This window comes from Sphingomonas sp. BK036 (genome assembly GCF_004216825.1).
Taxonomy (GTDB): Bacteria; Pseudomonadota; Alphaproteobacteria; order Sphingomonadales; family Sphingomonadaceae; genus Sphingomonas.
The window spans coordinates 247,974-262,309 of sequence record NZ_SGXR01000005.1 but is presented as its reverse complement, the minus strand read 5'-3'; the positions used below and the strand labels follow the sequence as shown (position 1 = coordinate 262,309).

Below are 14,336 nucleotides of genomic sequence, written 5' to 3'. Positions count from 1 at the left end.
CGCACGGCGTGCTATAGCCCGGCGATACACATATGGGGGATGGACGAATGGGCCTGATCGTTGCCGCGCTCGCACTGGCGCTGGTGCTGCTGTATCTCTTCACCAGCATCAAGATCGTCCACCAGGGCTATCACTACACGATCGAGCATTTCGGCCGATTCACGACGGTCGCCCGCCCCGGCTTCAACTTCTACCCCGCCTTCTTCTACCGCGTGGGACGCAAGGTAAACATGATGGAGCAGGTGATCGACATCCCCGGCCAGGAGATCATCACCAAGGACAATGCGATGATCTCGACCGACGGGGTCGTGTTCTTTCAGGTGCTCGACTCGGCCAAAGCGGCGTACGAGGTGTCCGACCTGTATCAGGCGCTGCTGCAGCTCACGACCACCAACCTGCGCACCGTCATGGGATCGATGGACCTCGACGAGACGCTGTCGAAGCGCGACGAGATCAACGCTCGGCTGCTCAACGTCGTCGATCATGCGACGACCCCGTGGGGCGTGAAGATCACACGAGTCGAGATCAAGGACATCCGCCCACCCGCCGACATCGTCAACGCGATGGGCCGGCAGATGAAGGCCGAACGCGAAAAGCGCGCGAACATCCTCGATGCGGAAGGGTCGCGCGCGTCGGAGATCCTGCGCGCCGAGGGGCAGAAGCAGGCGCGCATCCTCGAGTCGGAGGGACGCAAGGAATCGGCGTTCCGCGATGCCGAAGCGCGCGAGCGTGCGGCGCTTGCCGAGGCGTCCGCCACGCGCGCAGTGTCGCAGGCGATCGAGGAGGGTGGCGCTCAGGCGATCAACTACTTCATCGCGCAAAAATATGTCGAGGCGATCGGCAAGTTCGCGACCTCGCCGAACGCGAAGACGATCCTGTTCCCGGTCGAGGCCACGCAGCTGATGGGAACGCTCGGCGGGATCGGCGAGCTCGCGAAGGATGCGTTGCGCGACACGGTCGCGTCACCGCCTGCCCCGAAGCCGACACCGCGCGGGCCGTTCGAGTTGTCGAAGTCGACCGAGGTCCCGAAAGGCTGATGGACGTGATCAGCGCGGCCGGTGCGTGGCTGATCGCCGCGCTGGTGCTGGGAATTGCCGAACTGGCAGTCCCGGGGGTGTTCCTGGTGTTCCTCGCGATCGCGGCCGCCGTGACCGGGGCGGCGGTGTTCGTCTTGCCGGACCTGCCAGAGGCCGCGCAACTCGGGGCGTTCGCGGTGTGGAGCGCCGTTACGGTGCTGATCGGCAAGCGCTGGTACCGCGACTATCCGGTCGAGGGTGGCGATCCGATGCTGAACGATCGCTCGGCGCGGCTGGTTGGCCAGGTGGTGGTGGTCGAGACCGCGCTGGTTGGCGGGCACGGCCGCGTGCTGGTCGGCGACGGCAGCTGGCCTGCGCGCGGCGATGATGCGGCGGTTGGGACGCAAGTCCGGATTACTGCCGTGGTCGACGGCGCAGTGGTGGTCGAACCCGTTTAAAGCCCTCTCCCTCCGGGAGAGGGAAAGCCGCGCAGCGGCGCGGGTGAGGGCACGCCAAGCCAAGCAGGACCGTGCCCTCACCTTCCCACCCGGCTGCGCCGTGCGGGCCCCTTCCTCTCCCCCAAGGGGAGAGGAGTTTACGCCGGCTCGCCAACCTTGGGCGCAGCCTGCCGGACACCCTCGTCAACATGCTCGGCGAACTGCGCGAAATTCTCCACGAACAGATCGACCAGCTTCGCCGCCGTCGCATCATACGCGTCCGTATCCGCCCAGGTCGCCCGCGGGTCGAGGATCGCGCTGTCGACGCCCGGCACACTCACCGGGACCTTGAACCCGAAATTCGGATCGGTCCGGAACTCGGCATCGTTCAGGCTGCCATCGAGCGCCGCGTTGAGCAACGCCCGCGTCGCCTTGATCGGCATGCGGTTGCCGACCCCGTATTTGCCGCCGGTCCAGCCGGTATTGACCAGCCAGCAATCCACCCCGCCCTTGGCGATCCGCGCCTTCAGCAAATTGCCATAGACCGACGGATGGCGCGGCATGAACGGCGCGCCGAAACAGGTCGAGAAGGTCGCGTCGGGCTCGGTCACGCCGATCTCGGTGCCCGCGACGCGCGCGGTATAGCCCGAGAGGAAGTGATACATCGCCTGGTCGGGCGTCAGCTTGGCGATCGGCGGCAGTACGCCATACGCGTCCGCGGTCAGCATCACGATGTTGCGCGGCACCGGCCCCATATTCTCGGCCGAGGCATTGGGGATGAAGTCGATCGGATACGCGCCGCGGCTGTTCTCGGCGAGCGTGTGGTCGTTCAGATCGAGCCGCCGTGTCTCCGGATCCATCACGACGTTCTCGAGCACCGTCCCGAACCGCTTGGTCGTCGCAAAGATCTCGGGTTCGGCATCCTCGGACAGCCGGATCATCTTCGCATAGCAGCCCCCCTCGAAATTGAAGACCGCTGTGTCGGACCAGCCATGCTCGTCATCGCCGATCAGCGTCCGGCTCGCATCGGCCGACAGCGTCGTCTTGCCCGTGCCCGACAGCCCGAAGAACACCGCGGTATCGCCGTTCGCGCCCATGTTCGCCGAGCAGTGCATCGGCATCACCCCGGTCGGCGGCAGCAGATAGTTGAGCAGGCCGAACACCGATTTCTTCATCTCGCCGGCATATTTGGTGCCGCCGATCAGGATCAGCTTGTCGGTGAAGTTTACCGCGATCACCGTCTCGCTGCGGCAGCCATGGCGCGCGGGATCGGCGCGGAAGCTTGGCAGGTCGACGATCGTATAGTCCGCGACGAAGTCCTTCAGCGCCGCTTCTTCCGGCCGCACCAGCATCGTCCGGATGAACAGATTGTGCCACGCCAGTTCGGTGACGACGCGGACAGTGACACGGTGATCGGCCTGCGATCCGCCGTACAGGTCCTGCACGAACAGCTCGTCCTTCGCGGCCAGCGCGGCGAAGAAGTCCTCCTTCAGCGCGGCAAAATGCGCCGGCTCCATCGCCTTGTTGCTCTTGCCCCACCACACCGTCGCCTCGGTCTCGGCGTCGCGGACGATGAACTTGTCCTGCGCGGATCGCCCGGTATGCGCGCCCGTCTCGACGACCAGCGGGCCGTCCGCGGACAGGCTGCCCTCGCCGCGTTCGAGTGCCGCCTCGACGAGCTGCGCGGTGACCAGGTTCCAGTGGAGCGCGGCACCGGTTTCGATTCCCTGCGCGGCAAGGCCACCAGACGGAATACGGGCGTTGGATACGGGGGTGTTGGGCAAGGCATCTCTCCAGATGATTTTTCGCATACGTATGTATGTCGTTGATCGGGGATGTAGGCGGCGGCCCAGCACGGGTCAAATGCACCGCTGGAACGCTGTCCCGAAGCGGCCCCAGTTGAGTGCCGCCGCGGTTTGCCCTACCCCGTCTCACCAACGACCGAGGCAGGCGACCCAGAGAATGACGGCCCGAACATGACGGCAACGATCGCGCTGGTCGACGACGACCGCAACATCCTCACCTCCGTGTCGATCGCGCTCCAGACCGAAGGCTTCGTCACGCGAGTCTATTCGGATGGCGAGACCGCGCTCAAGGCGCTGACCGACAACCCGCCCGATCTTGCGATCTTCGATATCAAGATGCCGCGCATGGACGGCCTCGAACTGCTCCGCCGCCTGCGAGAGAAGAGCCAGATCCCCGTGATCTTCCTGACCAGCAAGGACGACGAGCTCGACGAGGCGCTGGGCCTCGCGATGGGCGCGGACGACTACATCGCCAAGCCCTTCTCGCAGCGGCTGCTGATTGCCCGCATCCGCGCGATCCTGCGCCGGACCGAGCTCGCGCACTCGCCGGGCACAGAGACCGAGGCGGAGGCCGCAGGGCCGCTCGATCGCGGTCGGTTGAGCATGGACCCCGCGCGGCATCGTACGCTGTGGGGCGGCGAGCCGGTCACGCTGACGGTCACCGAATTCATGATCCTGGAGACACTCGCGCAGCGTCCGGGTATCGTCAAGACGCGCAACCAGCTGATGGACGCGGCGTATCAGGACGATATCTATGTCGACGACCGGACCATCGACAGCCACATAAAACGACTGCGCCGCAAATTCAGGCAGGTCGATCCCGCGTTCGACGCTATCGAGACTTTATATGGTGCCGGGTATCGATTTTCTGAGGAATGAGCTTGGCGACGATGGTCGCGATCTCACGCTGCGCTGGTCGGGACAGATCTCGCTCACGCGGCGCATCCTGGCGGTCAACATCTTCGCGTTGCTGCTGCTCGCGGGCGGGTTCTTCTACCTCGATTCCTATCGCAGCCGGATCGTCGACAGCCGGGTCGCGCAGACCGCACGCGAGGCGCGGCTGATCGGCGAGGCGATCGCGGCGGTCGACCCGGCGCTGCGTAATCCGTTGGTGGTACGGCTCGCGTCGGACACCGGGTCGCGGATCCGGTTGTTCGACGCGCGCGGCGGCACGATGGTCGACAGCCGCGCGCTCGGCCTGCGCAATTTCGTGCTGCAAGACCCCGACAAGGAAGACCGTGACCAGGTGATCGCGCGATTCCTCGACGCGGCGATCGACATCGTCGTGATGGCGCCGCGCCCGCCGCTCTACCGCGAGCGCGCCGACGGCCAGCAATGGCCCGACGTCGCTGCCGCGCGTGCGCAGGGCGTCGTCGCGACCACGGTGTGGCGCGCGCCAGATCGGACGCCGGTGATTACCGCCGCAGCGCCGCTCCGCGCGGGCGGCGTGGTGATGACGACGGTCAACGCGCGCGACATCACCAAGACGGTGCGGATCGAGCGCTTCCGGCTCAGCATGGTGCTGCTCGGCGTGTCGATCGTCTCGATCCTGCTCTCGCTATTCCTGGCACGGACGATCGTACGCCCACTCCGCCGCCTCGCCCGCGCTGCGGTCCGCGTCCGCTTGGGACGCGCGCGCGAGGTCGTGGTGCCGCGGCTGCCCTCGCGCCGCGATGAGCTCGGCATGCTCGCACGCGCGCTCTCCGACATGAGCCTGGCGCTCAGGGCGCGGATCGATGCGACCGAGGCCTTTGCCGCCGACGTCACGCACGAAATGAAGAACCCCCTCGCCTCGCTCCGGTCCGCGGTCGAGGGGTTGTCGCGCGTGCAGGACCCCGCGCTCCAGGCGCAGCTGCTCGCGATCGTCCGCGACGATGTCCACCGGCTCGATCGCCTGCTGTCCGACATATCCGAAGCCTCGCGGCTCGACGCACAGCTCAGCCGCGCCAAGTTCGAGCCCGTCGATATCGCGGCGATGCTCCAAGGGCTGGTCGCACAGCGCGACGCGCGCGGGGTCGAGCGCGGCATCCGGTTGCGGTTCGACCGCAACCCCGACGACCGCATGATTGTGCTCGGCGAAGGCGCACGCCTCGAACGCGTGTTCGAGAACCTGATCGACAACGCGCTGTCCTTCTCCCCCGAATCGGGCGTGATCGCGATCTCCGCGAACAGTCAGGGCGATGACCTCGTTATCCGCGTCGAGGACGAAGGCCCCGGCGTTCCCGAGGATGCGCGCGAAGACGTATTCAAGCGGTTCCACTCGGTGCGCCCGGACAGCGAGACGTTCGGTCAGCATTCCGGGCTGGGCCTCGCGATCGCGCGGACGATCGTCGACGGACACCAGGGCGCGATCTTCGTCGAATCGCGCGAGGACCGGATCGATGGCGCGCGCTTCGTCGTCCGACTACCGCTCGCCGATCTCCCGTTGTAAGGACCGTACGTGGCCATCCCCTCCTCTGATAGGCTCCACGCGACCACGGTCGCGATCGACGGGCTCGCCGTGTTGATCGAAGGCCGATCGGGATCGGGCAAGTCCGACCTCGCGTTGCGCCTCATCGATCGCGGTGCCACGCTCGTCAGCGACGATCAGACGCTGGTCATGCGCGCGGGCAAGACGCTGCGCGCACGGGCGCCGGCGACGATCGCGGGGCGGCTCGAGGTGCGCGGGATCGGCATTCTCGGCTTTGCGCATGTCGACGACGTGCCGGTTGGCCTGCTAGTCTGCGTCGACGGTGCGGTGGAGCGGATGCCCGAACGCCGCGCGCGAAAAATCGCCGGGATCGACGTCCGCCAGTTCGCGGTCGACCCGTTCGAAGCCTCCGCACCGATCAAGGTCGAACTCGCATTGCGTAATCCGGAGCCACTGGAATGACCCGTCCCAAGGACATCTTGCTCGTCACCGGCATGTCGGGTGCCGGCAAGTCGACCGTGTTGAAGACGCTCGAGGATCTCGGCTGGGAGGTTGTCGACAACCTGCCGCTGCTGCTGCTCGACCGGCTGCTCGATGCACCGCTGCCGGAAGGATCGACAGGTGATTCGCAGCCTCTGGCGATCGGCATCGGCGCCCGGACCCGCGACTTCGACCCGGAGCGCATCGTCCGCCGCATCCGCGATTTGCGCGACCGCCACGGGCTCGAGATCGGGATGTTGTTCCTCGATTGCTCGGGCGCCGAACTCGAACGGCGCTATTCAGAAACGCGCCGACGCCATCCGCTCGCGCTCGATCGTCCGGCGAACGACGGCATCGGCCGTGAGCGCGAACTGCTTGCCCCGCTTCGGGATTGGGCGAACCGGCTGATCGACACCACCGACATGGCGGCGAACGAGCTGGCGCAACAGATCCGCGCGAGCTTTGCCGGTGGCGAATTGGGCGAACCGACCTTGTCGATCCGCTCGTTCGGTTTCGCGCGCGGCCTGCCGCGCAACGCGGACCTCGTGTTCGACATGCGGTTCCTGCGCAACCCGCACTGGGACGCCGCGCTGCGCCCCGGCACCGGGCTCGATGCCGATGTGTCTGCCTATATCATGGACGACCCGGCCTATGAGGCGGCGGTCAGCCGGATCGAGGAGCTGCTGATGCTGCTGCTCCCGCGCTACCGTGCGGAAGGCAAGTCGTATGTGACGGTGGCGTTCGGGTGTACCGGAGGGAGACACCGGTCTGTCCACGTCGCCGAACGGGTGGCGCGGCGGTTGCACGACGCGGGATTTTCCCCCACTATTGCACACCGCGACCTGGGGGCCGCTCCGCAAGATGCTCTCGAAGGGTCACCGGTCGTCTTATGAGTATGAAACGCTGACATGATCGGCCTTGTTCTGGTAACGCACGGTCGATTGGCCGAAGAATTTGTTCGCGCGATGATCCACGTCGTCGGCCCGCAGGAACGCGTGGCCCCGATCGCGATCGGTCCCGATGACGACATGGAGGAGCGCCGCGCGGACATCGCGGCCGCGATCAAGGATGTCGATGTCGGGAACGGCGTGATCGTGCTGACCGACCTGTTCGGCGGTACCCCCTCCAATCTCGCGATTTCGCTGATGGAGCGCGGCCGGATCGAGGTCATCGCGGGCATGAACCTCCCCATGCTGATCCGACTCGGCTCGGCGCGCAAATCGATGACCGTCGTCGCAGCCGTCGCGGCGGCACGTGAGGCGGGTCGCAAATATATTTCGGTGGCGTCCGAGGTTCTCGGCGAGGCGGCGGCATGAGCGAGGTGACGCGCACCGTCCAGATCACCAATCGCCGCGGGCTCCATGCCCGTGCCAGCGCCAAGTTCGTCACGCTCGCATCGTCGCATCCGGTCGAGGTCCGCGTGACGAAGGACGGGTCGGATCACGTGACCGGCACGTCGATCATGGGGCTGATGATGCTGGGCGCGGCGATGGGCGACGCGATCACGATCAGCGCGAACGGCGATGGTGCCGAGCATACGGTCACCGCCCTTGCCGAACTGGTCGAGGCGAAGTTCGGCGAGGATTGAACGTCATGCGCCGCTGCCGCTTGCGGGCGGGAGCGCGTAAGGGCATGAGCGACCGCGTGCTTACAAAACCAAATGCCACGCGGACGCAGGCCTAGATGCCGCGCGAGATAACCGCCTTTTCGAACCCGCTGATCAAATATGTCCGCGACCTGCGCGACAAGCGGCATCGGCGCACCGCCAGGCAGTTCCTCGCCGAGGGCCTCCGTATCCTGACAGAGGCGCGCGAGACCGGCCGCCTCCCCCGCACGCTGTTCTACGCCGCGGCCAGCGCAAACCACCCGCTCGTCCACGCGCTGTCGATGGACGTCGAGGACGCCGGCGGCGAGTCGATCCAGACCACGCCCGACATTCTCTCCAAACTGTCGGGCAAGGATAACCCCCAGGCGGTGGTCGGCGTGTTCGACGAATTCGACGCGACGCTCGAGGATCTCGATCGTGCCAGCGCTGGCATCTGGCTCGTCGCCGAACGGCTTCGCGATCCCGGCAATCTCGGCACGATCCTGCGCACCGGCGATGCGGTCGGCGCGGGCGGCCTCATCCTGATCGGCGAGTCGGTCGATCCCTTCTCGGTCGAAGCGGTCCGCGCGAGCATGGGCGCGCTCTTCACGATCCCGGTCGTGAAGACCGAGTGGGAACCGTTCCAGAGCTGGCTGCGCGCCGGCCCCGGCCAGTTGGTCGGCCTGAGCCTCGACACCGATACCGATTACCGCGCCGCCACCTATACCGGCCCGACCTTCCTGCTCACGGGCAACGAAGCGCAGGGCATGCCGCCCGAGATGGCTGAGGCGTGCGACGTGCTCGTCAAGATCCCGATGCTCGGCAAGGCGGACAGCCTGAACGCCGCCGTCGCGACGGCGGTGATGGCCTATGAAGTGCTGGCCCGGCAGGAAAAATCAACCGCGTCGGCCTGAACCAACGAAATGGGCCCGATTGGCGATGCTTAGCGACTCCGGTTCAGCTAAGGGAGAGCTGCGACGTGCAATAGCGTCGGCGAGTTACGGTAAGACAGGATGAGTATGGCGCGCGGTTTGGACGATGGACGAGTGAAGACCGGCATGATCCGGTCGGCGATCGCGGCTGCCGCGACGCCACTGCTGATGGCGACGCCGGTGTTCGCACAACAGGTCACCCCGCCGGTGGTGACGCCGACCGTGCCCATGGCTGTGCCGACGCTTGCGCCGCCGGTCATCACCGTGCCGCCGCTGAGCGATGCACAGGCAACGCTGCTCGACAAGCTGCTCAACGGCGACATCGTCGCGCAGGGCCTCAAGTCCGCCGCGACCGCGTCGACCACCGCGCCGACCAAGCAGGAACTCGTTCGCGCCGCGCTCGACCATGCGCGCGCTGTCCATGCGGGTCGTCTCAGCGAGAGTGATTTCCAGAAGGATTGGGGCCTGCGCCCGCCGACCTACGATCCGACCCCGGCGTTCGCCGACGCGGTCCGCCTCGATCGCATCGCGGCGTGGTTCGCATCGTTGCCGCCCCCCTATGCGGGCTATGATGGCCTGCGAAAGGGTCTTCAGACCTACCGCTCGATCGCGGCTGCGGGGGGCTGGTCGCCACTCGCCTCGGGTCCCGATTTCACGATCGGCGCGAGCGGCGCGCGCGTGCTCGCGCTGCGCAAGCGTCTCTCTGCCGAGGACAAGGACGTCTCGACCAGCGGTGACACGTTCGACACCGCGCTGCTCGATGCGGTCCGTCGTGCGCAGCGCCGCTACGGGCTCAACCCGAGCGGCATCGTCTCGACGCAGACGCTCGCCGCGCTCAACGTCTCGGCGACCGATCGCGTGCGGCAGATCATGGCGAACATGGAGCGCTGGCGCTGGCTGCCGCAGGACCTGCCGCGCGACCGTATCCAGGTGAACATCGCCGCGGCTGTGCTTACCGTGTTCGACGGCGACACGCCCGTCCAGTCGATGCGCGCAGTCACCGGGCGGCCTGGCGACGAAACGCCAATGCTGTCGTCGACGATCCACAGCATCGTCATCAATCCGCCCTGGAACGTGCCGACCTCGATCGCGACAAAGGAATTGTGGCCCAAGGAGAAGGCGAACCCCGGCTATCTGAAGCGCAACGGCTTCAAGGTGATCGACGGGACGCGGCTCCAGCAACAGGCCGGCGACCAGAGCGCGCTCGGCCGCTTCAAGTTCGATTTCGCCAACGACTATTCGGTGTATCTCCACGACACGCCGAGCCGCGCCAAGTTCGCCAGCTTCAGCCGGCTTTCGAGCCATGGCTGCGTACGCCTTGAAAAGCCGGGCGAACTTGCCGACCTGCTGCTCAAGGGCGATCCCGCTTGGACACCCGAGCTGGTCGACGCCGCGGTCGCCAAGGGCGACACGGTCCGTGCCCGCCTGACCAAACCGGTGTCGGTCTATCTGCTCTACTGGACCGCCTTTGCCAGCGGCAACGGCCAGATGAACTTCCGCGCCGATCCCTATGACTGGGACGGCATCCTCGCGTCCAAGATCGAGGCGCGCACCGCACGCCAGACGCTCGCCGCTCGTTGAGAGTATCCGACATGACGATTTCCACCCGTACCCGTACTGCCATCGCCGGCGGCCTGCTCGCCGCAATGGCACTGGCAGGCTGCTCGCGCTCGGAGCCCGAACAGCCGCCAACGGACGTCAACATGGTCGAGGATACCGGCGTGACCGAAACCGAGGCGGCCCCTGCCCCGGTCGAGGCAGCGCCGGTCGAGACGCCACCGCCTGCACCAGCGGTGGTCGAGCCGCCGCGCGAAAAGCCGGTCGCGCCGGACGAGCAGATGCTCGACGATGCCGATGCAACGGGCATGACCGCGCGCGTAACGCGGGACGAGGCACCCGCCGAGAACGAAGCCGAAGCCGAGCCGCAGCAGTAAGGCGAACGGTTGCTATCCTCCCCCGCCAGGGGGAGGTGGCGCGGAGTGTCGGAGGGGGCGGTACGGGAACCTGCGTTCCGTGTCCTCCCCCCTCCGTCACCTCCCCCTGGCGGGGGAGGATCGAAGTTTACGCTGCCATCGCTGCCATCACCCGGTCGCGAAGTTCGACCGGGCAGATCAGCAAATCGGGCATGTAGACATCCCGACAATTATACACGAGCGGCGACCCGTCGATCCGGCTGCAATGCAGTCCGAATGCCGCCGCGACCGCGACCGGCGCGGCGGAATCCCACTCATATTGCCCGCCCGAGTGCAGGTAGATATCCGCCTCGCCGCGCACCACCGCCATCGCCTTCGCGCCCGCCGACCCCATCGGGATCAACTTTGCGCCTAGTGCCCCGGCGACCTTCACCGCCTCGGGCGCAGGGCGGGTCCGGCTGACGACCATCCGCAGCGGATCAGCCGGCGGTGGCACTGGTGCGGGCTGGTCGGAACGCAGCACTAACCCCAACCCCGGCAACGCAACCGCGCCGACTGTCGCGACACCGTCGATCGCGAGCGCGACATGCACCGCCCAGTCGTCGCGCGCCTCGCCATATTCGCGCGTGCCGTCGACCGGATCGACGATCCACACGCGCGACATCTCGGTTCGCGTCCCGTCGCACCGACGCTCCTCGGAAAGCAGCCCGTCCGCCGGCCGTGCCTCCTGCAGCGCATGGACGAGAAACGCGTTGGCCGTCTCGTCACCCGCCTTGCCAAGCGCACCGGGCGAGAACACGCCCGACCGCCGCACTTCGAGCAGCAACCGCCCTGCCGTCTCCGCCAGATGCGCGGCGAGTTCGCCGTCCGTCATCGCGCTCATGGAATTAGCATCGCGACGATCGCATCGGCTGCTTCGTCGGGGGTCATACCCGTCGTATCGATCCGGATCTCCGGGTTCGCCGGCGCCTCATAGGGGGAGTCGATCCCGGTGAAGTTGGCGAGCTTGCCCGCGCGCGCCTTGGCATACAGCCCCTTCACGTCGCGCCGTTCGGCCTCCGCCAGCGGCGTATCGATATGCACCTCGATGAACTCGCCGGGGGCCATCATCTGCCGGACCATCTCGCGTTCGGCGCGGAACGGCGAGATGAACGCGGTGATCACGATCAGCCCGGCATCGGTCATCAGCTTGGCGACCTCACCCACGCGGCGGATATTCTCCACGCGGTCGGCATCGGTAAAGCCCAGGTCGCGGTTCAGCCCGTGGCGGACATTATCGCCGTCGAGCAGGAACGTATGCCGGTTCATCCGCGCGAGCTTCATCTCGACCCTGTTGGCGATCGTCGACTTGCCCGCGCCCGACAGCCCGGTGAACCACAGCACCGCCGCCTTCTGGTTCTTCAGGCTGGCATGCGCCTCGCGGCCGATATCGGTCGCCTGCCAATGGACGTTCTGCGCGCGCCGGAGCGAGAAGTGCAGCATCCCTGCCGCGACCGTCGCATTGGTGATCTTGTCGACGAGGATGAAGCCGCCGAGCTGACGGTTGTCGGCATAGGGCTCGAACACCAGCGGCCGGTCGGTCGAGAGGTTGCCGACACCGATCGCGTTCAGTTCGAGCGTCTTGGCAGCAAGCCGCTCCATCGTGTTGACATTGATCTGGTATTTCGGCTGCTGAACGGTCGCCGTCACGGTCTGCGTCGCGAGCTTCAGCCAATAGGGACGCCCTGGCAGCATGGCGTCATCGGCCATCCATACGATCGTCGCCTCGAACTGATCGGCCGCCTCGGGCGGCGAGTCCGCGGCGACGATCACGTCGCCGCGCGAACAGTCGATCTCGTCCGCCAGCGTCACCGTCACCGATTGCCCCGCCACCGCGCGCGGCAGGTCGCCACCGAACGCGACGACGCGCGCGATCGTCGACGTACGGCCGCCCGGCAGCACGCGGACCGCATCGCCCGGCGCGATCGATCCGCTCGCGACCAGCCCCGAGAATCCGCGGAAGTCGAGATTGGGGCGGTTCACCCACTGGACGGGCATCCGTAACGCGCCCGCCTGATCCTCGCTGACGTCGAGCGTCACCGTGTCGAGATGGTCGATCAACGTCGGCCCGTCATACCAGGGCGTCTGCGCGCTCGACGTCGTGATGTTGTCGCCCTTGAACCCGGAGATCGGCATCGGCGTGAACGCCGCGATCCCGATCGACTCCGCAAACCCCGCATAGTCCGCAACAATCCGGTCGTAGGTTGCCTGATCGTAGCCGATAAGGTCCATCTTGTTCACCGCGAGCACGAGGTGCCGGATGCCGATCAGATGCGCGAGATAGCTGTGCCGCTTCGTTTGCGTCAGGATGCCCTTACGCGCATCGACCAGGATCACCGCGAGGTCCGCGGTCGACGCGCCGGTGATCATGTTGCGCGTATATTGCTCATGCCCCGGCGTATCGGCGACGATGAACTTGCGCTTCTCGGTCGAGAAATAGCGGTAGGCGACGTCGATCGTGATGCCCTGCTCGCGCTCGGCGGCAAGCCCGTCGACCAGCAGCGCAAAGTCGATCTCGCCGCCTTGCGTGCCGACCTTCTTGGAATCGCTCTCTAGCGCGGCGAGCTGATCCTCGAAGATCATCTTAGAATCGTACAGCAACCGCCCAATAAGCGTCGATTTTCCGTCGTCTACCGATCCGCAGGTGATGAACCGCAACAGGCTCTTGTGCTGATGCTGGAGCAGATAGGCGTCGATATCCTCGGCGATGATGTCCTGCACCTGATAGGCGGACTCGTGCGCGCGCGTTGCCATCAGAAATAGCCCTCCTGCTTCTTCTTCTCCATGCTCGCCGAACCCGCATCGCGGTCGATCGCGCGACCCTGGCGTTCGCTGGTGGTGGTCAGCAGCATCTCCTGGATCACCGAAGACAGGCTTGCGGCTTCGCTCTCGACCGCGCCCGTCAGCGGGTAGCAGCCGAGCGTGCGGAAGCGGATCGAGCGTTCGACCGGCACCTCGCCCGGCTCAAGCCGGAAGCGATCGTCGTCGACCATCAGCAGCATCCCGTCGCGCTCGACGGTCGGTCGCGGCGCCGCGAAATAGAGCGGGACGATTGGGATGTCCTCGAGCTGGATATATTGCCAGACGTCGAGCTCGGTCCAGTTCGAGATCGGGAACACGCGGATGCTCTCGCCCTTCGCCTTGCGCGCATTGTAGAGGTTCCACAATTCGGGGCGCTGCTGCTTGGGATCCCAGCGGTGATGCGCGGCGCGGAACGAGAAGACGCGTTCCTTCGCGCGGCTCTTCTCCTCGTCGCGGCGCGCACCGCCGAACGCCGCATCGAACCCGTGCAGGTCGAGCGCCTGCTTCAGCCCCTCGGTCTTCCACATATCAGTGTGCAGCGCGCCGTGATCGAACGGATTGATCCCGCGCGCCTCGGCCTCCGGGTTCTTGTAGACGAGCAGCTCCATGCCGCTCTCCGCCGCCATCCGGTCACGCAAGTCGTACATCGCCTTGAACTTCCACGTCGTATCGACGTGGAGCAGCGGGAATGGCGGCGGCGACGGGTAGAAGGCCTTGCGCGCGAGATGCAGCATCACCGCGGAGTCCTTGCCGACGCTGTACAGCATCACCGGCCGCTCGCACTCGGCGACCACCTCGCGCAGGATATGGATGCTCTCCGCCTCGAGCCGCTGGAGATGCGTGAGCGACACGGGCGGCGTTTGTGAAGAATTCGTCATCCCCTTGAACGTAGGGGGTCGGGGCGGCGCGTACAGCAT

15 protein-coding genes are annotated in these 14,336 nt (G+C 66.4%); 11 read left to right on the top strand and 4 right to left on the bottom strand.

Features of this window, described 5'->3' with window-relative positions:
* Positions 1–47 precede the first annotated feature (47 nt).
* The gene (locus EV283_RS11465) at positions 48–1,037 is read left to right on the top strand and encodes an SPFH domain-containing protein (RefSeq protein ID WP_130325463.1); all 990 of its coding nucleotides are present in this window, start codon (positions 48–50) and stop codon (positions 1,035–1,037) included.
* Positions 1,037–1,474 carry an NfeD family protein gene (locus EV283_RS11460; protein ID WP_130325461.1) on the top strand — a complete coding sequence of 146 codons (438 nt, stop codon included), beginning with the start codon at positions 1,037–1,039 and terminating at the stop codon, positions 1,472–1,474. Before EV283_RS11465 ends, EV283_RS11460 begins: the two co-directional genes overlap by 1 nt.
* Before the next feature lie 137 nt (positions 1,475–1,611).
* On the opposite strand, the gene EV283_RS11455 is transcribed toward EV283_RS11460, so the two are convergent.
* A complete protein-coding gene (locus EV283_RS11455; RefSeq protein WP_242615927.1) occupies positions 1,612–3,237 on the bottom strand; it encodes a phosphoenolpyruvate carboxykinase in 1,626 nt (541 codons plus the stop codon).
* 192 nt (positions 3,238–3,429) lie between these two features.
* On the opposite strand from EV283_RS11455, the gene EV283_RS11450 reads away from it, so the two are divergent.
* The 9 genes from EV283_RS11450 (at position 3,430) to EV283_RS11410 (ending at position 10,599) form a co-directional block, all read left to right on the top strand.
* Positions 3,430–4,137 (top strand): response regulator transcription factor, encoded by a 708-nt coding sequence (locus EV283_RS11450; RefSeq protein ID WP_056414953.1) that lies wholly within the window; start codon positions 3,430–3,432, stop codon positions 4,135–4,137.
* The gene (locus EV283_RS11445; RefSeq protein WP_130325457.1) at positions 4,106–5,689 is read left to right on the top strand and encodes a stimulus-sensing domain-containing protein; all 1,584 of its coding nucleotides are present in this window, start codon (positions 4,106–4,108) and stop codon (positions 5,687–5,689) included. Before EV283_RS11450 ends, EV283_RS11445 begins: the two co-directional genes overlap by 32 nt.
* A gap of 9 nt (positions 5,690–5,698) precedes the next feature.
* Positions 5,699–6,130, top strand: a complete 432-nt coding sequence (locus tag EV283_RS11440) for an aldolase (protein ID WP_130325455.1) — start codon at positions 5,699–5,701, stop codon at positions 6,128–6,130.
* The gene (rapZ, locus tag EV283_RS11435) at positions 6,127–7,041 is read left to right on the top strand and encodes an RNase adapter RapZ (RefSeq protein ID WP_056414943.1); all 915 of its coding nucleotides are present in this window, start codon (positions 6,127–6,129) and stop codon (positions 7,039–7,041) included. Before EV283_RS11440 ends, rapZ begins: the two co-directional genes overlap by 4 nt.
* Before the next feature lie 15 nt (positions 7,042–7,056).
* On the top strand, positions 7,057–7,464 hold the full coding sequence (locus tag EV283_RS11430) for a PTS sugar transporter subunit IIA (protein ID WP_056414941.1): 408 nt from the start codon (positions 7,057–7,059) through the stop codon (positions 7,462–7,464).
* Positions 7,461–7,736 (top strand): HPr family phosphocarrier protein, encoded by a 276-nt coding sequence (locus tag EV283_RS11425; protein ID WP_130325453.1) that lies wholly within the window; start codon positions 7,461–7,463, stop codon positions 7,734–7,736. The genes EV283_RS11430 and EV283_RS11425 overlap by 4 nt, the downstream gene beginning before the upstream one ends.
* A gap of 95 nt (positions 7,737–7,831) precedes the next feature.
* On the top strand, positions 7,832–8,647 hold the full coding sequence (locus EV283_RS11420) for an RNA methyltransferase (protein WP_130325451.1): 816 nt from the start codon (positions 7,832–7,834) through the stop codon (positions 8,645–8,647).
* A 144-nt stretch (positions 8,648–8,791) separates the two neighbouring features.
* On the top strand, positions 8,792–10,246 hold the full coding sequence (locus EV283_RS11415; RefSeq protein WP_130326080.1) for a L,D-transpeptidase family protein: 1,455 nt from the start codon (positions 8,792–8,794) through the stop codon (positions 10,244–10,246).
* A gap of 11 nt (positions 10,247–10,257) precedes the next feature.
* A complete protein-coding gene (locus EV283_RS11410) occupies positions 10,258–10,599 on the top strand; it encodes a hypothetical protein (RefSeq protein ID WP_130325449.1) in 342 nt (113 codons plus the stop codon).
* A 127-nt stretch (positions 10,600–10,726) separates the two neighbouring features.
* Here the strand turns inward: EV283_RS11410 and EV283_RS11405 are convergent, their stop codons facing one another.
* From EV283_RS11405 to cysD, 3 genes are read right to left on the bottom strand one after another with little or no spacing between them, the layout of a single operon-like run.
* Positions 10,727–11,452, bottom strand: a complete 726-nt coding sequence (locus tag EV283_RS11405; RefSeq protein WP_130326078.1) for a 3'(2'),5'-bisphosphate nucleotidase CysQ — start codon at positions 11,450–11,452, stop codon at positions 10,727–10,729.
* Between the two features lie 5 nt (positions 11,453–11,457).
* Entirely contained in the window at positions 11,458–13,371 is a 1,914-nt protein-coding gene (cysN, locus tag EV283_RS11400; protein WP_130325447.1) for a sulfate adenylyltransferase subunit CysN, read from the bottom strand.
* Positions 13,371–14,297: a sulfate adenylyltransferase subunit CysD gene (gene cysD / locus EV283_RS11395; protein WP_056414927.1), complete on the bottom strand. Its 927-nt coding sequence runs from the start codon at positions 14,295–14,297 to the stop codon at positions 13,371–13,373. The genes cysN and cysD overlap by 1 nt, the downstream gene beginning before the upstream one ends.
* Positions 14,298–14,336 lie beyond the last annotated feature (39 nt).

Excerpts from the sequence above, each read along its gene's own strand:
- EV283_RS11465 (WP_130325463.1), top strand. The coding sequence starts at position 48 with ATGGGCCTGATCGTTGCCGCGCTCGCACTGGCGCTGGTGCTGCTGTAT.
- EV283_RS11460 (WP_130325461.1), top strand. The coding sequence starts at position 1,037 with ATGGACGTGATCAGCGCGGCCGGTGCGTGGCTGATCGCCGCGCTGGTG.
- EV283_RS11450 (WP_056414953.1), top strand. The coding sequence starts at position 3,430 with ATGACGGCAACGATCGCGCTGGTCGACGACGACCGCAACATCCTCACC.
- EV283_RS11445 (WP_130325457.1), top strand. The coding sequence starts at position 4,106 with ATGGTGCCGGGTATCGATTTTCTGAGGAATGAGCTTGGCGACGATGGT.
- rapZ (WP_056414943.1), top strand. The coding sequence starts at position 6,127 with ATGACCCGTCCCAAGGACATCTTGCTCGTCACCGGCATGTCGGGTGCC.
- EV283_RS11430 (WP_056414941.1), top strand. The coding sequence starts at position 7,057 with ATGATCGGCCTTGTTCTGGTAACGCACGGTCGATTGGCCGAAGAATTT.
- EV283_RS11425 (WP_130325453.1), top strand. The coding sequence starts at position 7,461 with ATGAGCGAGGTGACGCGCACCGTCCAGATCACCAATCGCCGCGGGCTC.
- EV283_RS11420 (WP_130325451.1), top strand. The coding sequence starts at position 7,832 with ATGCCGCGCGAGATAACCGCCTTTTCGAACCCGCTGATCAAATATGTC.
- EV283_RS11415 (WP_130326080.1), top strand. The coding sequence starts at position 8,792 with ATGATCCGGTCGGCGATCGCGGCTGCCGCGACGCCACTGCTGATGGCG.
- EV283_RS11410 (WP_130325449.1), top strand. The coding sequence starts at position 10,258 with ATGACGATTTCCACCCGTACCCGTACTGCCATCGCCGGCGGCCTGCTC.
- EV283_RS11405 (WP_130326078.1), bottom strand. The coding sequence starts at position 11,452 with ATGACGGACGGCGAACTCGCCGCGCATCTGGCGGAGACGGCAGGGCGG.
- cysN (WP_130325447.1), bottom strand. The coding sequence starts at position 13,371 with ATGGCAACGCGCGCGCACGAGTCCGCCTATCAGGTGCAGGACATCATC.
- cysD (WP_056414927.1), bottom strand. The coding sequence starts at position 14,297 with ATGACGAATTCTTCACAAACGCCGCCCGTGTCGCTCACGCATCTCCAG.